The sequence below is a fragment of the Nocardia sp. NPDC004711 genome, assembly GCF_053601595.1.
Window position 1 is genome coordinate 1 of record NZ_JBSGCB010000091.1, and the last position, 21,382, is coordinate 21,382.

The 21,382-nt window shown below is 67.0% G+C and carries 27 protein-coding genes and 1 pseudogene; 20 read left to right on the forward strand and 8 right to left on the reverse strand.

Features of this window, described 5'->3' with window-relative positions; translation table 11 throughout:
- Window positions 1-657 precede the first annotated feature (657 nt).
- From ACWEKS_RS45410 to ACWEKS_RS45470, 13 genes are all read left to right on the forward strand, one after another.
- The gene (locus tag ACWEKS_RS45410; protein WP_452345895.1) at window positions 658-1,173 is read left to right on the forward strand and encodes a hypothetical protein; all 516 of its coding nucleotides are present in this window, start codon (window positions 658-660) and stop codon (window positions 1,171-1,173) included.
- A gap of 34 nt (window positions 1,174-1,207) precedes the next feature.
- Window positions 1,208-1,480 carry a hypothetical protein gene (locus ACWEKS_RS45415; protein ID WP_452345896.1) on the forward strand — a complete coding sequence of 91 codons (273 nt, stop codon included), beginning with the start codon at window positions 1,208-1,210 and terminating at the stop codon, window positions 1,478-1,480.
- An 18-nt stretch (window positions 1,481-1,498) separates the two neighbouring features.
- Window positions 1,499-1,729, forward strand: a complete 231-nt coding sequence (locus tag ACWEKS_RS45420; protein WP_452345897.1) for a hypothetical protein — start codon at window positions 1,499-1,501, stop codon at window positions 1,727-1,729.
- Between the two features lie 93 nt (window positions 1,730-1,822).
- Complete coding sequence (locus ACWEKS_RS45425) at window positions 1,823-2,017, forward strand: hypothetical protein (RefSeq protein ID WP_452345898.1); 195 nt, start codon at window positions 1,823-1,825, stop codon at window positions 2,015-2,017.
- A 23-nt stretch (window positions 2,018-2,040) separates the two neighbouring features.
- On the forward strand, window positions 2,041-2,400 hold the full coding sequence (locus ACWEKS_RS45430) for a hypothetical protein (RefSeq protein ID WP_452345899.1): 360 nt from the start codon (window positions 2,041-2,043) through the stop codon (window positions 2,398-2,400).
- Window positions 2,401-2,502: 102 nt separating this feature from the next.
- Window positions 2,503-2,817 (forward strand): hypothetical protein, encoded by a 315-nt coding sequence (locus tag ACWEKS_RS45435; protein ID WP_452345900.1) that lies wholly within the window; start codon window positions 2,503-2,505, stop codon window positions 2,815-2,817.
- 81 nt (window positions 2,818-2,898) lie between these two features.
- Entirely contained in the window at window positions 2,899-3,294 is a 396-nt protein-coding gene (locus ACWEKS_RS45440) for a DUF6573 family protein (protein ID WP_452345901.1), read from the forward strand.
- A gap of 134 nt (window positions 3,295-3,428) precedes the next feature.
- Entirely contained in the window at window positions 3,429-5,213 is a 1,785-nt protein-coding gene (locus ACWEKS_RS45445; RefSeq protein ID WP_452345902.1) for a hypothetical protein, read from the forward strand.
- 151 nt (window positions 5,214-5,364) lie between these two features.
- The gene (locus tag ACWEKS_RS45450) at window positions 5,365-6,021 is read left to right on the forward strand and encodes a hypothetical protein (RefSeq protein WP_452345903.1); all 657 of its coding nucleotides are present in this window, start codon (window positions 5,365-5,367) and stop codon (window positions 6,019-6,021) included.
- Between the two features lie 415 nt (window positions 6,022-6,436).
- A complete protein-coding gene (locus ACWEKS_RS45455; RefSeq protein WP_452345904.1) occupies window positions 6,437-6,844 on the forward strand; it encodes a hypothetical protein in 408 nt (135 codons plus the stop codon).
- A 150-nt stretch (window positions 6,845-6,994) separates the two neighbouring features.
- On the forward strand, window positions 6,995-7,333 hold the full coding sequence (locus tag ACWEKS_RS45460; RefSeq protein ID WP_452345905.1) for a hypothetical protein: 339 nt from the start codon (window positions 6,995-6,997) through the stop codon (window positions 7,331-7,333).
- Between the two features lie 16 nt (window positions 7,334-7,349).
- The gene (locus tag ACWEKS_RS45465) at window positions 7,350-7,721 is read left to right on the forward strand and encodes a hypothetical protein (RefSeq protein WP_452345906.1); all 372 of its coding nucleotides are present in this window, start codon (window positions 7,350-7,352) and stop codon (window positions 7,719-7,721) included.
- A 222-nt stretch (window positions 7,722-7,943) separates the two neighbouring features.
- Window positions 7,944-8,549 carry a hypothetical protein gene (locus tag ACWEKS_RS45470; RefSeq protein WP_452345907.1) on the forward strand — a complete coding sequence of 202 codons (606 nt, stop codon included), beginning with the start codon at window positions 7,944-7,946 and terminating at the stop codon, window positions 8,547-8,549.
- A 55-nt stretch (window positions 8,550-8,604) separates the two neighbouring features.
- On the opposite strand, the gene ACWEKS_RS45475 is transcribed toward ACWEKS_RS45470, so the two are convergent.
- The gene (locus ACWEKS_RS45475) at window positions 8,605-8,991 is read right to left on the reverse strand and encodes a hypothetical protein (protein ID WP_452345908.1); all 387 of its coding nucleotides are present in this window, start codon (window positions 8,989-8,991) and stop codon (window positions 8,605-8,607) included.
- A 242-nt stretch (window positions 8,992-9,233) separates the two neighbouring features.
- On the opposite strand from ACWEKS_RS45475, the gene ACWEKS_RS45480 reads away from it, so the two are divergent.
- Together ACWEKS_RS45480 and ACWEKS_RS45485 are read left to right on the forward strand one after the other, a co-directional pair.
- Window positions 9,234-9,701 carry a plasmid mobilization protein gene (locus ACWEKS_RS45480; RefSeq protein ID WP_452345909.1) on the forward strand — a complete coding sequence of 156 codons (468 nt, stop codon included), beginning with the start codon at window positions 9,234-9,236 and terminating at the stop codon, window positions 9,699-9,701.
- A complete protein-coding gene (locus tag ACWEKS_RS45485) occupies window positions 9,698-11,692 on the forward strand; it encodes a relaxase/mobilization nuclease domain-containing protein (protein WP_452345910.1) in 1,995 nt (664 codons plus the stop codon). The genes ACWEKS_RS45480 and ACWEKS_RS45485 overlap by 4 nt, the downstream gene beginning before the upstream one ends.
- Window positions 11,693-11,895: 203 nt before the next feature.
- Here the strand turns inward: ACWEKS_RS45485 and ACWEKS_RS45490 are convergent, their stop codons facing one another.
- Both ACWEKS_RS45490 and ACWEKS_RS45495 read right to left on the reverse strand, forming a co-directional pair.
- On the reverse strand, window positions 11,896-12,360 hold the full coding sequence (locus tag ACWEKS_RS45490) for a hypothetical protein (RefSeq protein ID WP_452345911.1): 465 nt from the start codon (window positions 12,358-12,360) through the stop codon (window positions 11,896-11,898).
- Window positions 12,341-12,691: a hypothetical protein gene (locus ACWEKS_RS45495; protein WP_452345912.1), complete on the reverse strand. Its 351-nt coding sequence runs from the start codon at window positions 12,689-12,691 to the stop codon at window positions 12,341-12,343. The genes ACWEKS_RS45490 and ACWEKS_RS45495 overlap by 20 nt, the downstream gene beginning before the upstream one ends.
- A 198-nt stretch (window positions 12,692-12,889) precedes the next feature.
- Here ACWEKS_RS45495 and ACWEKS_RS45500 point away from each other — a divergent pair, with 198 nt between their 5' ends.
- The 5 genes and pseudogenes from ACWEKS_RS45500 (at window position 12,890) to ACWEKS_RS45520 (ending at window position 15,058) form a co-directional block, all read left to right on the forward strand.
- Complete coding sequence (locus ACWEKS_RS45500; RefSeq protein WP_452345913.1) at window positions 12,890-13,477, forward strand: IS110 family transposase; 588 nt, start codon at window positions 12,890-12,892, stop codon at window positions 13,475-13,477.
- A gap of 216 nt (window positions 13,478-13,693) precedes the next feature.
- Window positions 13,694-13,825, forward strand: a pseudogene (locus tag ACWEKS_RS45505) (hypothetical protein); the annotation flags it as partial.
- Between the two features lie 27 nt (window positions 13,826-13,852).
- The gene (locus ACWEKS_RS45510) at window positions 13,853-14,236 is read left to right on the forward strand and encodes a hypothetical protein (RefSeq protein WP_452345914.1); all 384 of its coding nucleotides are present in this window, start codon (window positions 13,853-13,855) and stop codon (window positions 14,234-14,236) included.
- Window positions 14,237-14,347: 111 nt separating this feature from the next.
- Window positions 14,348-14,659, forward strand: a complete 312-nt coding sequence (locus ACWEKS_RS45515) for a hypothetical protein (protein ID WP_452345915.1) — start codon at window positions 14,348-14,350, stop codon at window positions 14,657-14,659.
- Window positions 14,660-14,710: 51 nt separating this feature from the next.
- Entirely contained in the window at window positions 14,711-15,058 is a 348-nt protein-coding gene (locus ACWEKS_RS45520; protein ID WP_452345916.1) for a hypothetical protein, read from the forward strand.
- Between the two features lie 378 nt (window positions 15,059-15,436).
- Here the strand turns inward: ACWEKS_RS45520 and ACWEKS_RS45525 are convergent, their stop codons facing one another.
- The 5 genes from ACWEKS_RS45525 to ACWEKS_RS45545 all read right to left on the reverse strand — a co-directional run bounded on the left by ACWEKS_RS45525 (window position 15,437) and on the right by ACWEKS_RS45545 (window position 21,255).
- A complete protein-coding gene (locus ACWEKS_RS45525; RefSeq protein WP_452345917.1) occupies window positions 15,437-15,646 on the reverse strand; it encodes a hypothetical protein in 210 nt (69 codons plus the stop codon).
- A gap of 661 nt (window positions 15,647-16,307) precedes the next feature.
- Complete coding sequence (locus ACWEKS_RS45530; protein WP_452345918.1) at window positions 16,308-17,489, reverse strand: alpha/beta hydrolase; 1,182 nt, start codon at window positions 17,487-17,489, stop codon at window positions 16,308-16,310.
- A gap of 46 nt (window positions 17,490-17,535) precedes the next feature.
- Window positions 17,536-18,024, reverse strand: a complete 489-nt coding sequence (locus ACWEKS_RS45535; protein WP_452345920.1) for a phytanoyl-CoA dioxygenase family protein — start codon at window positions 18,022-18,024, stop codon at window positions 17,536-17,538.
- Window positions 18,025-18,211: 187 nt separating this feature from the next.
- On the reverse strand, window positions 18,212-19,474 hold the full coding sequence (locus ACWEKS_RS45540; protein WP_452345919.1) for a hypothetical protein: 1,263 nt from the start codon (window positions 19,472-19,474) through the stop codon (window positions 18,212-18,214).
- A gap of 1,079 nt (window positions 19,475-20,553) precedes the next feature.
- Window positions 20,554-21,255 (reverse strand): hypothetical protein, encoded by a 702-nt coding sequence (locus ACWEKS_RS45545; RefSeq protein ID WP_452345921.1) that lies wholly within the window; start codon window positions 21,253-21,255, stop codon window positions 20,554-20,556.
- Window positions 21,256-21,382 lie beyond the last annotated feature (127 nt).

Below are 21,382 nucleotides of genomic sequence, written 5' to 3' on the forward strand. Positions count from 1 at the left end.
TCTTCCTCTGTTTCCCGGTGGGGCCACCCCCATTAATCGCGTTGCGGCTTGCCCCCTCCGGACAGCAGTGATCGGAGACGCCCCAGGCCCACCGAAAGAACCACCACCACCCGCCCCTCGCCGTGGCCTGTCACCCGGGAAAGAACCCCACGCCCTGGCGGGCGTGCACGGGGGCCAGCCCCCGGAGCCCCCGCCCTCGCCGGGAGCAGCGCCTCCAAAAGCCACCAAAAACCCGCAAAAACAACCGAAACCAGCGAATAAAAGCAGAGAAAAGCATCACATCCATCGCCGGTTCTTTCTTGCAGAATTGAAACCGGTACATGATAGGATATAACTACACGATCGGAAGGGAGAAGAAAGAAGAGGGAGCCCGATGCTCCCGCCGTGCTGGGTTTGAGGGAACGAAAGGGAATGGGGAGCTTGCTCCCGCGCCGCAATCGCCCTCCTGACCGCGTTCTTTGAGAATTCCATAGTGTGAGCCCGAGAGCGTTTCCGCGCTCTGATTCTGTCCCCGCGCACGAGCGAGGCGAACCCTTGCGGTTCGGACATGACCCAGGTCAGGGCAAATATCTGTGTCCCGTCGCGGGAACGCTCGCCGATACCGCCGGTAAAAGCGGCACCATTCATCCAGTAATTCCCCGGAAAGGAATTCGATCCATGAACGTGAATTCGATGAATCCATCGAATGTTCATCCCATTCACACCGCGCCCGCTTTGGTCGCGGCACTCCCGGCAATGTTCGGCCAGCCGATACCCGGCCGGTCCCTGATGCTGCTGGCGCTGAATGAAATGGAGGGAGGTTGGTCGGTGGTGCGCGGTATCCAGCGCTACAACACTGAGCATTTCGACGCCCACGACGGATGCCGACTGCTCCAGGCCGCCCACACCGAGCCCGTGCACGTGCTCGGTGTCCTCATCGACCGTCGCACCACCCGCGACACCACCGCCCACGCCGCCCTGCTCGACAACGCCGGTTACTACCTCGAATTGCAAGACGCCGGGCTGGCCACGGTCTACGCCACCACCGCGACCACGGCCGGGAGCCCGGTGTGGTCGAGGAACACCCGCACCTACCACGGGCCGGTACCGGTCGCCGACCAGCGCCACACCACCGATGCGGCCTACCTGCTGCCCGCCGAGCTGACCGGCTTCACCGGCCGCTACACCGCCTGACACACCCACAGTCAACGAAAGGAACAGCCCAGCAATGCACTTCGCCTTGGTCGACATCACCGACCACGCCCACAGCCACCGCCTGGCGGTCGGCAAAGCCTGGATCGAGAACGCCATCCCGGACGAGACCCGCACGCAGGTACTGACCGCCGCTGTCGCGGCCATGGTTCCGGTCGGCCCCACGGAGATCCGCCGCCTCACCATCGCGGTCACGACCGTGACCGCCGGAGTACTCACCGCGACGCGGTTCTCGCTGATCCTGCGCCGCACCGTCCACGGCACCCTCACCGCCACCATCCTCGCCTGACCCGAAAGGACAAAGAAAATGGCAGGCAGCGAACACATTCCCGGAGTGCAGGCGTACCGCATCCTGCGGCGCGGCAACTTCACCGCCACCGTCTACACCGGCCAGCCCGAAGGCGAACCGCACCCGCGCTACTGGGTCGAAACCGCGCACGGGCAGCAACTCGGCGACCCCACCACCGCCCCCGGGTCGGCCATCTTGATCGCCCGCCGCTACCTGCGGGCCGTCACCGACGCACCCACCAACCCCTGACCAACCCCCTTCTACGGTCTCCGGCCCGGCTGGTCGCTATCCAGCCGGGCCGGGCACCCACTTCCACCCACAACCGAGCACGGAGAAACTCCAATGGCCTTCACCGGAACCGTCGCCGAGTACATCGACGCACTGCACGCCCACAACGAGACGTGCGAGATCTGCTGCCCCGGCGGCGCAGTGCCCAACCCCAACTCCGGCCCGCTGTGCGGCAGCGGCCGCGCGATCCGCCACGGCCTGGCCGACGCGCGCGGCCGCGCCGCCGGACGCACCGGCGCACTCCTCTAACCAGCGAAAGGGCAACGACCACAATGGATTACCACATCATTTCCGCCCGTTCGTTCAGCTTCACCGACCTGGCCGACAGCGTGCTTTCCGCCCCGGACTCGCACCCGTTCGGGTTCTCCGGCTGGCTGGGCACCGTCCAGCACCCGGACGGATCGATCAGTTTCGTGTCCCGACTGCGCGGCGAACGTCTCTGGTACGTCGATTGCCGCATGAACGCCGCCGCCGTCACCGAGTGGGATCACCCCTTCGGTTCCCGCGAAGGCCACACCCTGCACCCCGCACCGGCCGCGCTGACCGGCGCACTCAACCGGCATATCCCGGCCCTGTTCGGGCAGGACCGCTGCGAGTTCCTGCGCGCGGTCACCCTCCAGTCCCGCATCTGAGCCGACCGGAGACAACCCCCCATAACACCAGGTCAAGGCCCGAGCTAGTCGCTATCTAGCTCGGGCCTTAACCGGCCCCACTGTAAGAGAAAGCAACCCGCTATGACAACCCCGCTCGAATTTCACCAGGGCATCGCCACCAGTTCGTGGCGATTCACAGCCGCCGACGAAACCACGCATCTGCTGACCCTGATCCACCTCGCCGGATGGGTCCACACCGCCACCGACGCCGACTTGCGATACCTGCCGATCCCCACCATCGAAGTGCGCACCCTGGCCCCCGGCGCAAGCAGCTACCGCACCGTCAAGCGCCTCCACATCGAGGGAGCGACCAAACGGCATATCCCCTTCGACGCCGCCGAACACGCCGCCACCACCTACCGCGACGCCATCGCCGCCCAGAACACCCACCAATGAACCGGCCCGACCAGCGCGCCCGAGCACCACCACCGCGCGCCCGTCACCAACCCCGAAACACCCTCTACCACAAAGGAAACCATGAGCACCGACACCAACGGCTGGGAAATCATCCACACCTACAGCCGCGCCCAGGCCATCGCCGACGGCGTCTTGCACGACGTGAGCGAACTGGCCAGAGAAGCCGGATTCCGGCACCCGGTCGCCATCGCCGAACACGCCTGGGCCGCCGCCGTCGCCTGGGACGAAGACGGCAAACACGGACAGTCGATCACCGGCCGCACTTGGGATGTGCTGACCATGGCGATGCTCGCCGCCCGGCTGAACCGCAACGCCTCCGAAGTGAAATTCGACGTGCTGCGGCTGGCCAACGGCAGCACCGACACTCGGCCGAAGCCGGTCACCCTCTACCTGCACTGCGGTCCCGGCGACACCCCGGACCCGGTGCTGACCATCATGGCCCCGCGCGACCGCTAACTCCGGTGCGCCACCCACGAGCCCGAGGCCCACCCCAACGCCCGAACCACCAACACCCCCCAACTTTCAGGCCCGGCCCGGCTGGTCGCTATCCAGCCGGGCCGGGGCGCTCACCACAGGAAAAACACAACACAATGACGACCATCGAAAATCCCACCACCGCGACCGAACCCGAGACCATCGCGCCCGCCACGGGTGAGGAATGGGTGACCGTGGTTCCGGTGCCGCTTGCTCCGGAGCGCGTCGAGGCGATCCGCGCCGAGTTGGCCGCCGACCCGACCGCGCACATTCCGGTCAAAGTGCACCCGATGCACGTGGTTATCGGTGCCAACCCGCGCGATCTCGCCAACGCCCTCGAATCACTGACCGAGGACTACGTCGAGTCGGTGAAAGCCGGATACAAGCAACTCCCGTCGGCGTTTCTGCGCCCGGACGGCATCGTTCAGATCATCGACGGTCAGCGCCGGATTCTGGGAGCCCGCAAAGGCGAGATGACCACCGTTCCGGTACTGCTGGAGAAGGCCCCCGAGGGCACCGCCGCCCAGCAGGCCGCCGCCATCCTGGTCGATCAGGTCACCGCCAACGTCAAGCGCGTGGAGCTGACCAACGCCGAGATCTACGCCGCGCAAGAGCAATTGGCCGGACTGGACCTGCCCGCCCGGGAGAAGACCAAGAAGCTGCGCGAGCTGGGCATCACCGACCGCACGCAGGCCGAGGCGCTGCGCACGCTCTCGGGCACCGGCGAGGCCCGCTCGCGGGTCATGGCCGGGCAGATGGACCTGTTGCACGCCGCCCAGGCCGCCGAGTTCGAAGACGACCCCGACGCATTCAACGAACTGCGCTGGGCCTCCGGATTCAGCAACTCCCGCTTCGTCGCCAAGCTCGAGGAACTGCGCGAGGAGCGGCGGGTGAACGCCGCCCGCGCCGCCGAAGCCATCAGCTACCGGGCACGCGGGTTCCAGATTCTCGAGCGCTGGCCCAACGAATCGCAGTACAAGGACTGCATGCCGCTCGAGCAGCTGCGCACCGCCGAGGGCAACCAGCCGACCGACGCCGATATCGCGCCCTCGCAGTGGGCCGTCTACATCGGCCACACCGAGGCCATCGTGCTCACCGAGTCCGGTGAGGAGATCGACGAGCACCTTGTGGACGTGGCCACCCACAACGACCCCGAACGCGAAGCGCGGGAAGGGTATTACCACGCGAACCAGGTCCGGACGCAGGAACGGCTCACCCCGCACTATTTCTGCCCGGACTACCGGCGAGCCGGGCTCACCCGCGTGAAGCCTGCGAGCAGCAACGCCAAGACCGGCATCACCTCGACACAGGTGGGCGTACTGAACAAGCAAGCCCGCTACGACACCATCGCCCGCCGCAACGCCGTCGCCGAATGGCTGACAACAACGCCGAAGGACAAGACCGCGAAGGAGAAGAAGGAAACGGCGGCCCTGTTGTTCGAGGCCCGCAGGTGGCGCGGCATGCTCGAGGGTGCGGTGCCCGGCATTTTCGATGACGCCGGAGCGCGCGCGATCAGCGCGGAATTGCTGGGTATCCCGGTCAGCAAGATCAACGACGGGAGCGCGGTCGCGAAAATGACCCGGCCCGACCAGCTCGACAAGTACGAAATCGGTTTGGCCATGGGCGCGATCGAACGGTTGATGCACCGCGAAGTCACCGAGGCCCGCACCGCCAGCTATTGGCGTATCGCACAGGAGCGCAGCGGCATTCACTTCATGGTGGACATGAAGATCTCGCGGCCCTACCTGACATTGCTGGCCAAGCTCGGGCACACGCTGGGACTCATGGACCGCGTCACGCTCGGCGACGTGTCGCTCGCCGACGCCCTGACCGAAATCGCTTCCAAGAAGGTCGACGCCGCCACCGGGGGCAACGACGACCAGGACGACGCGGCCGCCTAACCGGCCCTGTCCTCAAATGAACGCCGCGCCCGGCCCACGCCGGGCGCGGCCCTTGGCGACCACCCCGAACCATCAGCCCGCGCGCACCCCGCTACCCCGCCACCGGGCGTGGCCGCATTGTGCGCGCGAACCCCGATCCAAGGACCACATCATGACCGCCTTGACCGATATCCGTGTGCTGGCATTCGAGCTGGCCGACCGCATTTCCGCTGTCACCGACCACGAGTGGAAATCCGGACGCCACCCCGACCAGCCCGACCGCGCCACCCTCACCAGCGCCGACGGAGTGCGAGTCATCATCGCCCCCAACGACCCCGACGGCCTCAGCTTCCAAGTCGTCGCCAGCGTCGCCCTCATCGACCCGACCCTTGCCGACTACTCCCCCGAACTAGGCCACCAGCTCTACAGCACGCCACTCGACACCCGATCCCCCATCGAGGATCTCGCCTACGCCGTGCGCTGCGATGTCATCGCCGCCCTCCGATACGCGATCACCACCTGCCGCCAAGCCCAGGAAACCGCCGAGAAAGCCGACCGCGCCCGCCGCGCCCTCCTGGACACGATGAGCGAAGGCATGAACGGCCCACGCGCCGAACGCGACGACGAATCCGCCTACGCCCGCACCTGGACATTCCACGATGCGCGCGTGCGTATCGACGCCAAACACACTGTGTGCGGCGTAGCCGCAGACCGGCCCGGATTCCACATCCACCTGACCGGCCCCGCCGAATTCGGTCCCGACGCAACCCAGTTCGCGCACGGCTTCCTGACCGACTACCACCACTTCATGCGCACACTCCAGCGATAGACCGACAGCGGCGCGGACAGCCCCCGCGCCGCCCCACCCCACCCCAGCCCGCGCCCCGTCCCGTCCCGTCTGGACAGTCAGCGCCAGCGCGCGGGTAAACGGAACGGCGCTGGCGCGCCGTGCAGTCCCTTCACCCCGGCCAGCACTCGGCCCACCCACCCCATGCATCCGGCCGGCGGGCACGCCCGCCCGAGGCGAGAACCCATCTCCACAAAGGCATCCCGACCATGACCGCACCCCACCGCGACAGGCATCTGTTCCAAAACGTCCACGCCCTGCACAACTTCCCCGGCGAACACACCCCTCAACCGACAGCGATCCCCCGGTGCTGCCCCACCAGGACCCGCTTCCCCTGAGCTCGGACTCTCACTCTCGCAACACAACTCACCAACACCACTCGAAAGGACTCCCCCCCATGTACACCCGTGGCGATTACGTCGTACTCGACTACCCCCACGCCGACGACACCCTGCGCGGGAAAGTCTTCACCGTCACCAAAGTGCTGCCGGTCAACATCGACATCGACCCCGTCAGCGACGGCAAAGCCTGCCGCGCACCCAAAACCTGGATCCGCCCCGCGACCGACGCCGAACGAGACGCCGCCCTCGCCGCCGCGAAGGCCACGCCCCCGCTCTACTACGGATCGATAGTCACCAAACGCGGCAACGACGTCCATTACGTCGTCATCGGCCTGCCCAACGGCAACAACAGCTGGTACAAACTCGTCCCCCTCGGCGGCACACCCGACGCCACCTACCTGCGCGCCGACCGCAGCCTGTTGACCCTCGTCGAACCCCACCGCATCACCATCGCCGCCGCCTGACCACCCAACCCGCACCCACCCGGCCCGGAACCACCACCACGGCTCCGGCCCGGGTTGCACTCCGCCACCCGAGCACACCACACATCGAAGGACTCTCGCCATGACCACCCAGCCCGCACCGCCCACAAGCATCGAACAGCGCTCTGGGAGGTGACCGAGCTCCGCAGCGAACACACCACGATCCAACTGCACGCCATCTCCCCGACCGACGCCGAACATCGCTACCTCACCAACGGCAACAAGACCGCCAGCAAGACAGCCGAACTGCGCGTGCTGACCGCCGAACACATCTGCACCGATCCCCCCGGGATCTGCCGCACCCGCCACTCCCCCACGCCGCGGATCCCCGACTACCCCGACGAGCCCGGCCACCGCCGCTACATCTGCGGCTGCACCAGCGTCAACTACCTCCCCGACGACATCGCCGAAGCCGTCGCCGCCCGCACCCGCTGCACGGCCTGCGGACACAGCTACATCCGCTGCCCCTGAGCCACACCCCGCCACAGTGAAGGCCACCACCATGCCCGCCGAACACGACCACATCCCGTTGTCGGACCGACTCCGCGACACCGTCGCGGCCGAAGCCCTTGCCGACGCCACCGGCTACTGGCCGATCGCCGACTACCATTTCGCCGCCGCACTAGCCGCCGGTGCCGACCCCGCCGCCATCGTGTCCGCGCTCGCCGACCGCCGCAGCGGCAGCGAAGCCGCCGCGATCATCACCAACCCGAACCAGCCGTGGAACTGCGGCCGCCGCCCGGCATCATTCCTGGCCCCCACCAATCAAGACCTCGAAATGATCGCCAACGCCGCACGCACCCGCGCCCGCCACGCGCTCACCGATACCAACCCCGAGACCGCCCGCGCCGCACTGTAGTGCACTTCGTGGCAAGCCAACGAAAACGGTGGTGGGTGGTGTGGCAGCTCACATCAAGCGGGACCAATCGCGCCGCCGCGCGTACACAACCAACTACTCGGATCATGATCTTGACCCGCGCGAACCTCGATACGCTGAGATCACCACGCCGTCCAGCGTGCGTGCGGGAACGTTGTACCGCCGGACCAGAGAAAGCCCGGCCGCAGGGAGGGAAGCGAACCCATGACCACGCCGACCGACGACTCAGAGCCCGACGGGCTTCCAGCCGGGCTCGACCACAACGAACGTGAGGTATGCGACGCAATCGCCGACCACCTCGCCACACAGGCCCTCGCCGTCGTCGACCCAGAGAACAATCTCGTCGCAGCTCTGCTCAACCTCGACGCCGCCGACGCTTCCGCCGTCCTGGCCCACGTTCACAACGAAGACGTGCAAGGCCACATGCCCCGCGTCATGATCACCCTCATCCGCGAACTCGCCGCCACCGGAACACCACCGACACCCCAAGCCGTCGCTGCCCGAGCACGCGGACCGATCACCATCACCCCGCACCCGTCCCTACGCGAGGTCGTCACCTACCTCTCATTCGTCTACACCTCACGGCTACCACTCACCGTCTGGGCAGACGCACACCAAGTCGTCGAAGACAGCTACCGCAGATCCTTCGCCGAGCACGGCGCACGCATGGAGCAAATGGCCGACGCCTTCGCACCCATCGACGACCTCGAGCAGCTCACCGGCGACGCCGTCCGACTCTGGCGCACAATGCGGCAACGTGTCGCGACCCTCGCAGAGCACGCGACGAACCGATCCGCAAGCACCCACTAGCAGAAGAGGGCCCCGACCCACGGAAAGCGGTCGGGGCCCCTCTGTCGTCTCCAGGCTAGCCCGAGGCACCGTCGGCAGCAGCTGTAGCCGCCACGGCCGTGCCCGCCGGCGCGGCAGCATTCGATCCGCCCCCCGTCGACTCCGGAGCAGGATGGGAGGCAGCATTAGACACGCTTGCAGCCCTCGGCTTACTCGCCGTGGCGCTCGCTGGCTTCTTCGGCACGGCCTTCTTCTTCGGTCCTGGTTTCACGCCGTCGACGACCAGACCGATGCGCCGCAAGTCGGCTTCGTCGAACTCCGACAATGCCGCTTCGTAGTCCGTCCGATACTTCTTTTGGGCTGCCAGAAGCTCGTCCGCGGACTTGGCCAATGCACGCCCCACCGCAATTTTGCGCTCCGCTTGCGCGCGGATCCCTGCTTCGAACTCGTCAAGATCAGACATGCCGCCATGGTAAGCCGGAGCCGCGCTCCGCGCGGGCCAAATTTGCGCGCCTGCGGCGCGCTAGGACTCGGGCCCGATTAGGAGCCCGAGCCGAGAATCTTCCTTGCTCCGCGTGAGCAAGTTATGGACTTAGGGGCCCTAAGCGAAGCACACGATTGCGCCTGCCGCGTGGGCGTGCTGAACTGGAGCCCGTTCACGGCCGAGGCACGCGGCCGGCGCCGCGCGGAAAGGGAGGCCGTGGGATGTCCGAGGAGGCCACACCCCAGCCCGAACCGCGTGCGGTCCGGATGCTGTCTCGCAACTCCGCCAACCGCAACGCCGCCCGCGCCGAACGGCGCAGGCGCACCGCCAACTCCGAAGACGGGCCGCGCAAGAAAGCCATCAAGGTCAAGGTCAATCCCAGGGAAGACGCCGACCTTCAGCAACTCGCCGATCTCGCCCGCGTCAGCCCCGCGCGGCTACTGCGCGAGGCCGCCCTCGCCGATGAGCTTCCAGTTGCACCGGATGAGTTCCGCGAACTCATCCATGAGCTTTTCCGCGTGCAAAGTGCCCTGCGCAAGATCGGCAACAACCTCCACCAGATCGCCCGAGTCCTCAACTCGACCCGGGAGCTTGGCGACCAGGACGCCGAACTCACTGCCGTGTTGGGTATCGTCGAAAGCTACGCCAATCGCGCGGGCGTCGCTATCGAAGTGGTGACGGGCTGGTGATTCCCAAGGTGACGCGCGGCGCACAGATGGGCGGCCTGCTGGCCTACCTCGCCGGACCCGGCGACGAGAACGAGCACACCAATCCGCACATCGTGGCGGGGCATCCGTCGGTGCTGGGCCTGGGATTCGACGGCGAACTGCCGGTCACCCAGGCGCGCATCGTCGCCCGCGAGATCGACGCGCCACGCCGCGCGTTCGGCACAGTGGTCACGGTCCCCAACTATCTGCGCGATGCCCAGGGCCGGACCATCATCGACGCCGACGGCCGCGCCGTCGTGAACCCCCTCCAGCCCAAGCGGGACGGCAATGTGTGGCACTGCTCGCTGAGCCTGCACGCCGACGAGGACCAGTTACCCGATGAGAAATGGGCCGCCATCGCGCGGGAATTCATGGATTCGATGGAATTCTCCGGCGACCGCGCCGGACGCGCGGATGCGCGGTGGGTCGCGGTCCGGCACGGCCTGTCCGCCCGCAGCAACGACCACATCCACATCGCCGCGAGCGTCATCCGCGAGGACGGCACACGAGTCAACACCTACCGCGATTTCGCCCGCGCACAGGACGCCTGCAAAGTGCTCGAGCAGCGGCACGGCCTGCGCGTGGTGCTCGGCCGCCACGACGGCCGCACCACACGCGGCTATCACCGTGCCCAGGTGGACGCCGCTGCCCGCGCCGCGGGCATTCCTCGAGGCGAGGCCAAACAAGCCCTGCGCACCGCCGCCATCGAACCCGACCGCGACACCATCGAACGCATCGTGCGTGCCTCGCTCGCCGCATCCCGCAGCGAAGCCGAGTTCGTGCGCACCCTGCGCAGCCAAGGTGTGCTGTGCCGGCGCTCCCGCGACCCGCGCACCGACGAGATCCGTGGGTGGTGTGTCGGGTTGCGCCCACCGGCCGGAGGGCGCGGCGGCAGCAGCGGCCGGCGACGCCCGCCGATCATGCCCGGTGGCGGGTCGATTGCGGCTGACCTCACCCTGCCCCGGCTCCGCAACCAGTGGGACGACAGCCCCGAATACCGGGCCGCCGCAGAGCAGGCGTGGCGCGAGGCGGAAGACGCTCTAGCGCGCTACCTCAGCGGTGACGAGTCCGCGATTCCGGCGCGGCCGCAGCCGCTACCCGACGCCGTGCGACGCGTGCCGCCGCCCTCGCGACGCGACATCAACGCCGCCATCGGTGAACTCGAGCGGTGGGCCAACACCTTCACCTCGATCCCTGCACACGACACCGTCGCGTTCACGGCGGCGGCGCGTCAGGCGGCCGGAGTTCTGTCCGCCTGGTCGCTGGCGTACGAGGCCAAGCCGGGTGTGATCGCCCGCGCCGCGCGGACCCTGAGCATGTACGCGCAGACGCCCGCGCACCAGGACGCGCCCTTGCCGCCGTGGCAGCGCCGCAACAGCGCGAGCGGGTGGGCGGTGATCCTGCTCGCATCCCGACAGCATGCCAATCCGACCTTGGCGAACGTGGCGGTGCTACACCAGATCGGGCGGACCGTCGATGCCATCTCTCGCGCTGCATTCACTGCGGGTGAAGTGGCCCGCGCGCGCCAGCTCGCCGCCCTGTCCACCGGTGAACTGACCCAGATTCAGCGCCAGTTCGCCGCGGTCGGCGCGGGCAGCACATCCGCACCGATCCGCCGCGCCGACGATCCGGCGCAGGTCACCCGGACCGCGTTCGGCGCACCCGCCGACGAAGCGCCCGATTTCGAGATGCCCGACGGCGATATTCCACAGCGCGGCCGCCGCAGCACCGAGGACCTCGACCAGCCGCGCGAAGGTATCGACCCGACCCGATTCGGTTGGCTGCGCCGCACCACCGGACCCGTCGCACCGGACCCGGACGCGGTTCCGGATCCGTACCAGCACGGCGAGGACCCCACGGCACCGGAGACGGGACGCAACACCGAGTCGACCCGCGACCGCGACCAGCAGGCCGGACCGCATCGCCAGCCACCGCGGGCACCCGACCGCGACCGAGACGACCGGGAGCGCTGAAAAGCCACGCACCTGACGGCGGCGCGCGGCGCGTCCCGGTGTCCGACGTCGAACTCGAAGCTCAGTTTCCTGGATGCCGAGGCCGGGCGGCGCCGAGGGGACGGCGCATTGTCCGGGCGCGTGAACAAGGCCCGAACATGCGGAGAGTCGACATAGGTCTATCCCATGCGGGCTGCGACTTTCGTTGCCGACAGGCCTGGCGCCTACAGGCGCGCCTTTATCGTCGCGCGCAGCATCCACGGCGTGAGCCCGTCATCCCGGCGTCTTGGCCGATCTCGCTGACGATGTATTCCAAGCTCTGATCGGCCTGTATCCGTCCGTGCCGGGTCAAGGTGACGAACAGCGGACCCGACTTCGCGCGTCGTTGCCCGAGCAGCGTCGCGCGCGGTACGCCACCCCAGCAGCACCCAGATACTCGCCTGCATCAGCTCTACCCAACGTTGCTGTCCATCGGTGCGAGTCAGCAGCAGCCGGCCACCGCGCGCGGACAACTCCGCATCGTCGACATCCAGGCGCCGCATCTCCGACGGGCGCGGGCCAACATCGAGCCACGACACCATCAGTGCATAATCGCGCGCCGAGCGCGCCGCTGCCACATCCAACACCCGGGACTGCTCATCGTCGGACAAGGTCGGCGGCCGCACCCGGTCAACCGCGACCGGATCCACGCACACCGGCCCCAGCCCGAGCCAGTCTTACAACGCACGGATCGCAGCCAAGGTGACCTTTGCGCGTAGCCGCCGTGGTCGTCGACAGGTATTCGAGTACCGCGTCATCACGCGCCGCGGAATCGGTCAACGCCTCCGGATGCGTATCGACGCGAATCAGCCACTTCAGGAAGCCGCGGGCCCGCTTGTGATAGGTCGTCTGCGTCGCCGAGGCGAAGCCCTCCCGCGCCAGGTACGGCCGGAACGGGTCACACATGACGCCCTCGAGCGCGGTGGGACCACCGACACTTAGCCGCGCCAGATCGGCACCGGACAGCCGCACCGCCTCCACAGCCGCTCGTAACCACCAACAATCGCAGACGACACCGACATTGATGATGGGAAGTGATCTTGATCGTCATGTCTCTTGCATCTCTTGCACCGACTGCCGCCCTGCTGGGTTGACCATCATTTGGTCTGCCGCCGATCAAGGTCTCCGCGCGCCGGCCGGGCGGACATGACTTAATAAGAGCCTGGCGAAGCCTCATCAATGTCGGGTCTGCTCGCCCGTCCGGTGTCGACCCACCGAAGTCGATACGGAAGGCATCAACAGCATGGCAGTGACCGGGCCGGTCGCCGATCTCTTGCTCGTGGCGGGAGCCGACACCCACGCCGACACCATCACGTCGCAGTCGTCGACGGGGTAGGGCGTGGGCTCGGCGATCATGAATTCCCCACCGCGGCAGCCGGTTACCAGGCAACGCTGGAATTTGTGGCCACCTTCGGCACGGTGGAGGTGATCGGCATCGAGGGCACGAGCTCCTACGGAGCCGGGTTCACCCGCGCCGTGATCGCGGCGGGGATCGAGGTCCGTGAGGTGATCCGGCCGAAGCGGTCGGTGGGGCGCAGACACGGCAAGTCCGACCCGATCGACGCCTACGCCGCCGCCCGCGCAGTGCTGTCCGGGGAGGCGAACGCGGCACCGAAATCCGAACAGGTCCACGCGCTGCGGGCGCTGAACAACACCCGCCGCTCGGCGGTCAAGGCCAGCACCGCCGCGATCAACCAGATCCACCACCTGCTCGTCACCGCCCCGACGACGATCCGCGAGACCGCGGGCTCGAGGGCAAAGCCCTGATCACCGCACTGCTGGCGGCCCGACCCAGCGGCACCGATCCGGTCGCCCGGGCGGTGCTGACAGCACTGAGAACCCTGGCACGGCGGCACCGGTTCCTCACCGACCAAGCCGACGACCTCCAGCAACAGCTCCGCGACCTGGTCAAAGCCACCAACCCACACCTGCTCTTACTACACGGCGTCGGCCCCACCAACGCCGCGCAGCTGATGGTCACCGCTGGCGCCAACCCCGACCGGCTGCGCAGCGAAGCCTGTTTCGCCGCCTTGTGCGGCCGCCGCGGTCCCGGCGTCCTCGGGCAAAACCAGACGTTACCGGCTCTCCCGCGGCGGCGACCGGGGCGCCAACCACACCTTGCACACCATCGCCCTGGTCCGCATGTCCACCCACGCACGCACCCGCGAGTTCGTGCGAGCTCAACGCACCAAGGGACGCAACGACCCCGAAATCCCGCGCATCCTCAAACGAGCCATCGCCCGCGAGGTCTTCAAATCCCTGGCCCGCGGCCTGGCCGCTCCCGGCCTGGACGACCTACGCCCGGCGCGACAGGCCAAGAACATCCCCCTCAGCGCCGCAGCAGCCGCCATAGGCACCTACATCAGCAAAATCGCCCGCACCCAACACCTACCCCGACTACGAACTCGCCCAACGCTACCGAACATGGCTCGTCGCAGCCTGATACATGCGAATTTGACACAGAAGGAGCATCACTACTCGAGCCCTCGAGCTGCCCTCGGCACCAGCGCTGAACGCCGGGGGTAACTCGAGTAGTTCGCACGATCACACCGCGCAGCGGCCGCCACCGCGCCGACGGCAGTTCGCCACGTCGCACCCACCAGCCCCTACGTCGACGATCGACGCTCTCCGCGCCATGTGGAGCGGGCGGGCGCCCGGAAGGGGATTCGATGGGATCGCCGAACCATCCGAACGCGCTCTATACCCGAATCGACGCGCTGCGCGCTCAACTACGTCCGGCCCGCGGGAATCGTCGAGCTCGACCGCGAGTTCGCGGCACTGGATATTGCGCCCGACGGTATGCCCGATCTCCGGCCGGAGTTACCGGCTCCCAAGGAAGTTCGCCGCCTGTTCGAGGAGGCCAATTCCGGGCTGCTGCGCGTGCTCGAGATCCTCGAGGACGCTCGGGGCAACGCCGTGCTGATCACCGATCCAAACCGGTCCGATTAGGACCGGTGTCGCGCATCGGCGTCCCCGTGAAGACGCCCTAGGCTCACCGATGTGCTCAGTGGATTCGACGTCGCAGAACACGAACCGCCCGGATATCGGCCCGACGCCGGCGCGCTGGTCACGATGCTCGCCGACACCGTCGACCGGCTCGAGGCGATGCCCGCCGACCGGCCCGCCGTCGTGCAGCTCGCGCACTGCTTCCGTGGATTCGCCGCGATCGGATTCGCGTGCACGGTCCTCGATCGCGAGTTCGTGCCGCGCCCGCTGGAGTGCCTGCCGGTTGCCGAGAAATGTGCGAACGTCTCGCTGCGGATCATCACGTCATCGGCCCAGAACTCCACTCGCGGTACAAGTTCGACCACCAACAGATCGCGAACCAATTCGCGGATCCCCAGTTGATCGTCTCGATGGTGCCCTTGAGGTAGGAGCCGTAGGGCGGCAGAGGGGCCGTCCGGGATGCGACGGCGCCCAGCGCCTCGCTCACCGTGCGGGACGGGAAGTCTTTGCCGCGGTCGATGCGCACCAGCACCGGCAATCCGCCGGCGAGCCCGTACGGTGCGCTGCGCAGGATCGACGCACGAAGCGCGGCCAGGATCGCTTCCCGGCTCGGGGCTCGTAGTGGCGGCGTTCGCGCTCCCCCTGGGCGAGTCTGGCGCGGTCTCCCGGGGTGAGATCCCGGGCGATCGCCCGCTGGACCGTGCACAGCGTCGGAACCGAGGCACCACCACGGGCTTCGGCTTCCACCAGCTCACGATGCAAGGCGGCGGCATTACCACGTCAATAGGCCAGCCTGATCCGCAACCGGTCGTCGATGCGGAACCGCTCCCGCTCCCCCGTGACATCGGCGCGGCGCGTGGCCACCCACCGCCACACCGTGCGCTCACTGACCCCGAGCGTCTGCCCGGTCAACCGAGCCTGATCGGTACCCAGCGCCCCGACCGCGTCGAGCTGGACCAGCCGATCGAGCGCGGCGCGGCGCACGACCACTCGAATCGCGCATCGCCGATCTCCTGTCGCCTACCGCGGGATAGTCCCGACAATGGCATTGCACCACGCACTGGCCGGTAGCAGAATCTATTTCACCCGGACAGGACTCCCGGGGCGACCAGACCGGGCGACAATCGGGCGGATGCGCCATAATCCTTTGTCCAACATAGACTTACGTGATACAAACCCGCTGGAGCCTCAACTACGCCCGGGCGTGGACGCCCGGACAGGTGAGTCAGCGACTGATCCTGCTGCCCTGCAGCGTATTCCGATCGCGACGCCGGATTCCTCCCTACCCGGACCCTACGGACCATCCCCCTGTGGTTGAACGGATCGGCACGACACCACTGGGCGCGGTGTCGGCGGCGTCGGGCATGCTCTGCGGTGTCCCCGACCTCCTTCCCCGCCCCGGAGTACACCATGCCGTCTCGTCCAAGCTCCTCGCACTCGTTGTCCGACAACGACATCGAACAACTCGCGACCGAGCTGGCGCAAGGCCGCCGACCGACCGTGTGGTTCACCGCAGCTGCGGTAGGCATGGCCGAGGGGCGATCCGGCAAACTGATTGCACTCGCCGACCCTGCCGAACCGGACTGTCTGAGGGTGACACCCGCCCGATCCCGCGACACACTCGCCTTTTCACCGTCCGAACTCACGCTGGTCAAGCCCGTCCGCCGCCGCACCACACCGCCACGACCGGGTCCTCTCGCCCGTCCACGCACAACACCGGCCGAAGATCCTCGATTGTGGTAACCCAAGCCCTCCCGGACCCTCTGACCAGGGCATTCACGAGGCCTGTGCCGAGACTTGCTCGGCAGCCCTCACCTCGTTGTGCACCACAATGATCGAGTTGGAACGCCGGGCGGATGGAAGAGCCCTGACGATGGTGCGGTCGAGGGCGTTCTTCGTGCCGCCGCCCAGCGTTGGACGAACCGGCCTGCCGACTTGAGCGCGGTCTTCGTCTGGGGGGGGAGTCGTGACTACGGTCGAAGCCGTGCGGGGCCCCGGGTACGATGAGAAGTTCGTGCGGGATCCCGGACCGTGCGAGGGAATCCGACATCTGCCGCGACTGCTCGTGCGGCACGTCGGTGTCGTCGTCGCCATGGATGAGCAGGGTCGGCGGGTACCGATCGTCGACGTTGAGTGCGGGGCACCACGGGACAAGCCGTTCTTCCTGGGTCGCGGGGTCGGCGCCGACTACTTCGAGTGGCCACTGCCCTTTCTGCCGGCAATAGAGATAGAACCGTTTACGGTCGGTGGTGCCGTCGTCGAACGCGATGGGCGACTCACTGACCACGTCGAGGGCTTCCTCGCGACTCACCGGAGGCCTCGTGAGGTAGAACGGCGACGGTTGTGAATACCACGGTGCCGTGATGTCGCCATAGCCGCACCAGGAGATGATGGCGGTCGGCCGGGGCGTCAGGCGACACCCTGCGAGGAGGCTGAGGTACCCACCAGGTAAAGCCCCGACGATCACAACCCGATTCGGATCGATGTTCCACAGGTCAGGGCCGGACTGTCGTATCCAGGCGTACGCCGCCTCGATGTCGGTCCATGTCTCGGGCAGCTTGGTCTCCGGAGCCAGGCGGTAGTCGATGCTGACGACAACGTAGTTTCTCAGGTAGCTCTGCATCTGCGGTACGCGGATGCCCTTGCGTGAGCCCCTGATGAGGGCGCCACCATGCAGCCACAAGACCACGGGCTTCACCGTGCGTCGGTCGTCGGGGAGATACACGTCTGCTGCCAGCTCGGTTCCGTCGACGACGCGATAGACGTACGTATCAACCGGTTCCTTCATGGCGTCGGCGGTTTGCTGGGCCGCGCAGATCAGAGTTTTCCGCATCCTTGTTCGACTTCCTTTCATACCTGCTCAGTGGGCTGGCGGATGATCAGCCAGTGAGTGGGCCTTGATGTCGGGCCAGCTGTAGCTGTACCGGCCCGGTGAAGAACTGCTGGTACTCCGCTGGCAGCCGCCGTATCAGTTCGGCCGCCGGCTCGTAGCCCGCACAGGCCGCGAACATGTGGGGTGCGTATCCGCCGACCAGTAACATCCGGTCGCGGTCGGACCGGATGATGCCGGGTGAGTGCACCAGGGACTCGAAGAACAGCAATGTCGATCCGGCTGGCGCCTGCACGTGGTTGATCAGCGACGGGTCCGCCATCGCGGCGTCGATGATCGCCTGTTTATCCACCTCGCCCGGGATCTTGTGGGTGCCCGGGGTCACCGAGGTGCCGCGATGGTCTGGTCCCAGGTCGGTGAGGGCCTTGACAAAATCACGGTGACACGGGCCGTTCGCGATCGTTCCGGCCCGGCCGCGGGAACACCGGTGGAAGTTGTATCGCTGCTGAATTCTGGTGTCCGTCGACGGTCGACGGATGTGCGTCGGACTGTTGCAGGCGAGTCGGTCCGCCGATGATCTCCTTGGCCATCCCGACGATCCGCGGGTAGGTCAGGTAGTCGAAGAACGAACCGACTACCTCGCCACCCGAAACCGTTGTGCCACCGTGGAATAGGCCTGGCAGATCGTCCAGATCGTCGACAAATCCTGACCGCGCGCTGCGGTCTCAGTGGAAGCGGGGCAGGTAGCCCTCGAAGTCGATCGGCGCGTCGGTGTTGGTCTCGCGGTATGGCAGCGGCTTGGGGTCCAGCAGCGTGATCAACGAGTCCTTGATCGCGTACGCGAACAGGTGGTTGCCGCGAGGGCTGTAGTGCCCGCCGCGGACCCGGTACAGGTCGAGGTAGTCGGTGTAGGACAGGCCCATCGGCGCCATCCGCTCGTACTCCAGCCGGTGCACCTCGTTCATGTCGAAGTAGTTGAAGCCTGTACTTTCCAGGTGGTCCACGATGAGCTGGTCGGTGCGCTCACCCTCGCTGCTGACCTCGATCGGCGTCGTCGGCGCGGTTCTGATCGGAGCACCGATGCGGGCAGTGAAGTTGAGCGCGACAAGCAGTTTCTTGCCGTTGGCAACGGTATAGGCGCGGGCCAGGTCGAGGATGTGGTTGGTCGCCCGTTGGGCGTACACATGTAGCAGCTGGTTGGCTTGTTCCCGCGGGTCTGCCGCGCCGTCGAGGTCGAAGCCGAGGAAGCCGGCCAGTGCAGCGGCTTTCTCACGGTCGAGCTCGGTGGTCAGGCCGGCGCCATAGGCGTACAACTGCACCGCAAGGTCGTCACCCAGGTGCTCCCACAGCCAGTCCGGGTCACAGAGCGAGTACACCGACTCCGGCGTGGTCAGCAAGCTCTCGTGCTCGGTGAACCGTCCGGTGGACAGGTCCAACTCGATGTTCGCCCACGGGTTTCCGTGGAACTGGAGGTTGCGCTGCGACAGGTCGGCGAACCATGGGTAGCGCTGCAACCAGCGGGCTCGCATCAGGCTGCGGACCGGGTCGTCACCCCAGACATAGAGGATCACATACTCCGCACCGTGCTCGGCGCTCTCCTCCCGGAGCATCCGCCGGTACGCCTGGTAGACGCCGTACCCGCCGACGCCATAGTTGCCGATCGGCTCGCCCAGATGCCCGGCCAGGTACTCCTGCCAGGTCTCGCCGTCGCTGACCTGGTTGCCCTCGGTGAAGCTGTCGCCGTAGGTGTTGATCCGCGGCGCCCGGTCCGCGTACAGGAACGCCGACCGCGCACCGGTCGGGCCGAAGGTCTCGATTGTCCGGCTGTCGTCGATCCCCCACGGCACCAGCGAGTTCTGAGACACGTAGCCAAGCTCGGGGTCGAATGCCGCCCACCCCGGACCGGTCAGGAAGTGATCGATCACCTCGCGTGGCGCCACGCCATTGCGGACGTATTCCTCCCATGTCATCACATGTTTTTCGGGCATACAGTCTCCTCTGGTCGGGCTGAAAAGGATCTAGGCGGAAGGTGGTCACGGGTTCGCAGGCGCGGATTTCCGTTCCCTGTTGAAGGTAAAGTTACACAACAGTGTTCCCCCGTCTACGAGCGTTGGCTTACGTTCACCGATCGTTCAGGCGACGGCCATCGGGCAAGGAGTTCTAGACCCTGCGAACTCCACCGGGTGTGAGCTGTGCACTCGGCGATAGCGGGGGCCGCAGGTGGACCGGGTGGTCCTCGAACCTGAACACGGCGCTGCTAACAGCGATCGGCTCGTCATTGCCGATCGTGGTGGTGTTCGTGCGGTCGGCGACAGCGTCGTAGTAGCGGGTGTTGAACCGCGCGATGACGCATGCCTTCGAGTTCGGGAAGAAGGAGGGTCCTGGGAGCAGCTTGCGGACCCGGGCACCAGTTGCGGCCCGGCCATGCCGGGGACGGCGACCATCACGTCGGGGAGCGGGTCGAGCAGTGCCCGGTGGCAGCGCCCAAAGGAAATCAGGCTACGGCAGTGGTCTCCTGCAGCTGTGATAGTCAGCAGTGGGCCCGAGTAGGCGGCGGCTGCGAACCCCATCACCAGGAACTCGGCGCAAGGGCCTCCGGTGAAGTAGCGGCGTTCACAGCTCGAATCTCTCCCGATGTGTCCGTCGCGGCTGACGCGACCAAGTGGTCCGGGTCGGATCCGAAGGTTGCCAGCCAGTTCCTTCGGTGCAGCGATAACGCGCAGTTCTGACTCAAAGAATCCACGTTCCGATCCTCACCCACGGGTGTCGGCGGGGCGGCGCAGAGGTTGGAGGTGGTCTCGCCCGGCTGAGGTCAGGGCCGGGCGAGACCGTTTCTCCGGCACGGCGATGTACCGGGGCTTGGGTGACAGGCAGCAACTGCCCCGCCGGAAGGGCGTCTCGATGTCGGTGCCGTGTCTCACGGCTTAGCTGTGACCTGCACCGTTGACCAGGCAGGGTGTCCACGGCGACGCACGGGTCCGACACGGAATGTGAGTCTCGCCGGATTCGGAGTACAGGCCGGGCGCGATCATCAGTCCGACCGCGAGGTTTCCTGGGATTGTGTCGCCTATTTGGCCGGTGTGAAGGGCTGGTTGATGGTGGTGAAGTACTGCACGGCGGCCACGATCGCGACCGGCGCGGTCACCAGCAGCTGCCCGGCCAGCGTGCCCAGGGCTCCGACGGCGACGATGCCGCCCAGGCATCCCACCGCGGCACCGGGAATGAACGGACCGAACATGCCCACGATCGTGGCCGCGGCCACGGTCGCGCCGGCGATTCCGCCCAGCACGCAGCCGACCGCGCCGCCGGCGAGGCCTCCCACCAGGGTCCCGATCGTGGCGCCTGCGCTGACGGTTGAGGTCAGACGGTTCCATGCCGCCTGCTCGCGGTCATAGGGTGTCTTCCACGGTGCGGTGTCCTCGTAGGGCAGTGCCACCGGCTGATACATCGCGTGTGCCAGGTCGAACTGCGGGGTCAGGACCGCGGTGCGGTCATGAATGTCGGCCGCAATCGGGAACACGAAATCGTCGACCCGGAACGACAACTGCGTGCCCGCGACCACCGTCCCGTCCGCCGCCTCGATCTTGAACACACCATCGTCGTTCACCAGCGAACCAGCGTCGGTCGTGATGATCGTCGAGGTCGGTGTCCTGGCGGCAGTGTAGTTCACCACCCCGTTCCCGGCGGCGGGAGTGGGGTCGGCTGTCGCCACGCCGGCCGGCAACAACGCCACCGTCGACAGGGCCGCGCAGAGCAGAGTTTTCCTCATCATTGTTTCGACTTTCTTTCAAGCTCCCCTCGTGTTGGCCGTCGCTGAGTTTGCCGATGTTGGCGTCATCGGTGGTGCCGATGATGAGGGGATGGGAACGGCCTCGCTCGGCTGGGTGAGCGAGGCC

What these genes read in the sequence shown, in the direction of transcription:
- ACWEKS_RS45410 (WP_452345895.1), top strand. Translation starts at nt 658, where the DNA reads ATGAACGTGAATTCGATGAATCCATCGAATGTTCATCCCATTCACACC.
- ACWEKS_RS45415 (WP_452345896.1), top strand. Translation starts at nt 1,208, where the DNA reads ATGCACTTCGCCTTGGTCGACATCACCGACCACGCCCACAGCCACCGC.
- ACWEKS_RS45420 (WP_452345897.1), top strand. Translation starts at nt 1,499, where the DNA reads ATGGCAGGCAGCGAACACATTCCCGGAGTGCAGGCGTACCGCATCCTG.
- ACWEKS_RS45425 (WP_452345898.1), top strand. Translation starts at nt 1,823, where the DNA reads ATGGCCTTCACCGGAACCGTCGCCGAGTACATCGACGCACTGCACGCC.
- ACWEKS_RS45430 (WP_452345899.1), top strand. Translation starts at nt 2,041, where the DNA reads ATGGATTACCACATCATTTCCGCCCGTTCGTTCAGCTTCACCGACCTG.
- ACWEKS_RS45435 (WP_452345900.1), top strand. Translation starts at nt 2,503, where the DNA reads ATGACAACCCCGCTCGAATTTCACCAGGGCATCGCCACCAGTTCGTGG.
- ACWEKS_RS45440 (WP_452345901.1), top strand. Translation starts at nt 2,899, where the DNA reads ATGAGCACCGACACCAACGGCTGGGAAATCATCCACACCTACAGCCGC.
- ACWEKS_RS45445 (WP_452345902.1), top strand. Translation starts at nt 3,429, where the DNA reads ATGACGACCATCGAAAATCCCACCACCGCGACCGAACCCGAGACCATC.
- ACWEKS_RS45450 (WP_452345903.1), top strand. Translation starts at nt 5,365, where the DNA reads ATGACCGCCTTGACCGATATCCGTGTGCTGGCATTCGAGCTGGCCGAC.
- ACWEKS_RS45455 (WP_452345904.1), top strand. Translation starts at nt 6,437, where the DNA reads ATGTACACCCGTGGCGATTACGTCGTACTCGACTACCCCCACGCCGAC.
- ACWEKS_RS45470 (WP_452345907.1), top strand. Translation starts at nt 7,944, where the DNA reads ATGACCACGCCGACCGACGACTCAGAGCCCGACGGGCTTCCAGCCGGG.
- ACWEKS_RS45475 (WP_452345908.1), bottom strand. Translation starts at nt 8,991, where the DNA reads ATGTCTGATCTTGACGAGTTCGAAGCAGGGATCCGCGCGCAAGCGGAG.
- ACWEKS_RS45480 (WP_452345909.1), top strand. Translation starts at nt 9,234, where the DNA reads ATGTCCGAGGAGGCCACACCCCAGCCCGAACCGCGTGCGGTCCGGATG.
- ACWEKS_RS45500 (WP_452345913.1), top strand. Translation starts at nt 12,890, where the DNA reads ATGTCGGGTCTGCTCGCCCGTCCGGTGTCGACCCACCGAAGTCGATAC.
- ACWEKS_RS45510 (WP_452345914.1), top strand. Translation starts at nt 13,853, where the DNA reads ATGTCCACCCACGCACGCACCCGCGAGTTCGTGCGAGCTCAACGCACC.
- ACWEKS_RS45530 (WP_452345918.1), bottom strand. Translation starts at nt 17,489, where the DNA reads ATGCGGAAAACTCTGATCTGCGCGGCCCAGCAAACCGCCGACGCCATG.
- ACWEKS_RS45540 (WP_452345919.1), bottom strand. Translation starts at nt 19,474, where the DNA reads ATGCCCGAAAAACATGTGATGACATGGGAGGAATACGTCCGCAATGGC.
- ACWEKS_RS45545 (WP_452345921.1), bottom strand. Translation starts at nt 21,255, where the DNA reads ATGAGGAAAACTCTGCTCTGCGCGGCCCTGTCGACGGTGGCGTTGTTG.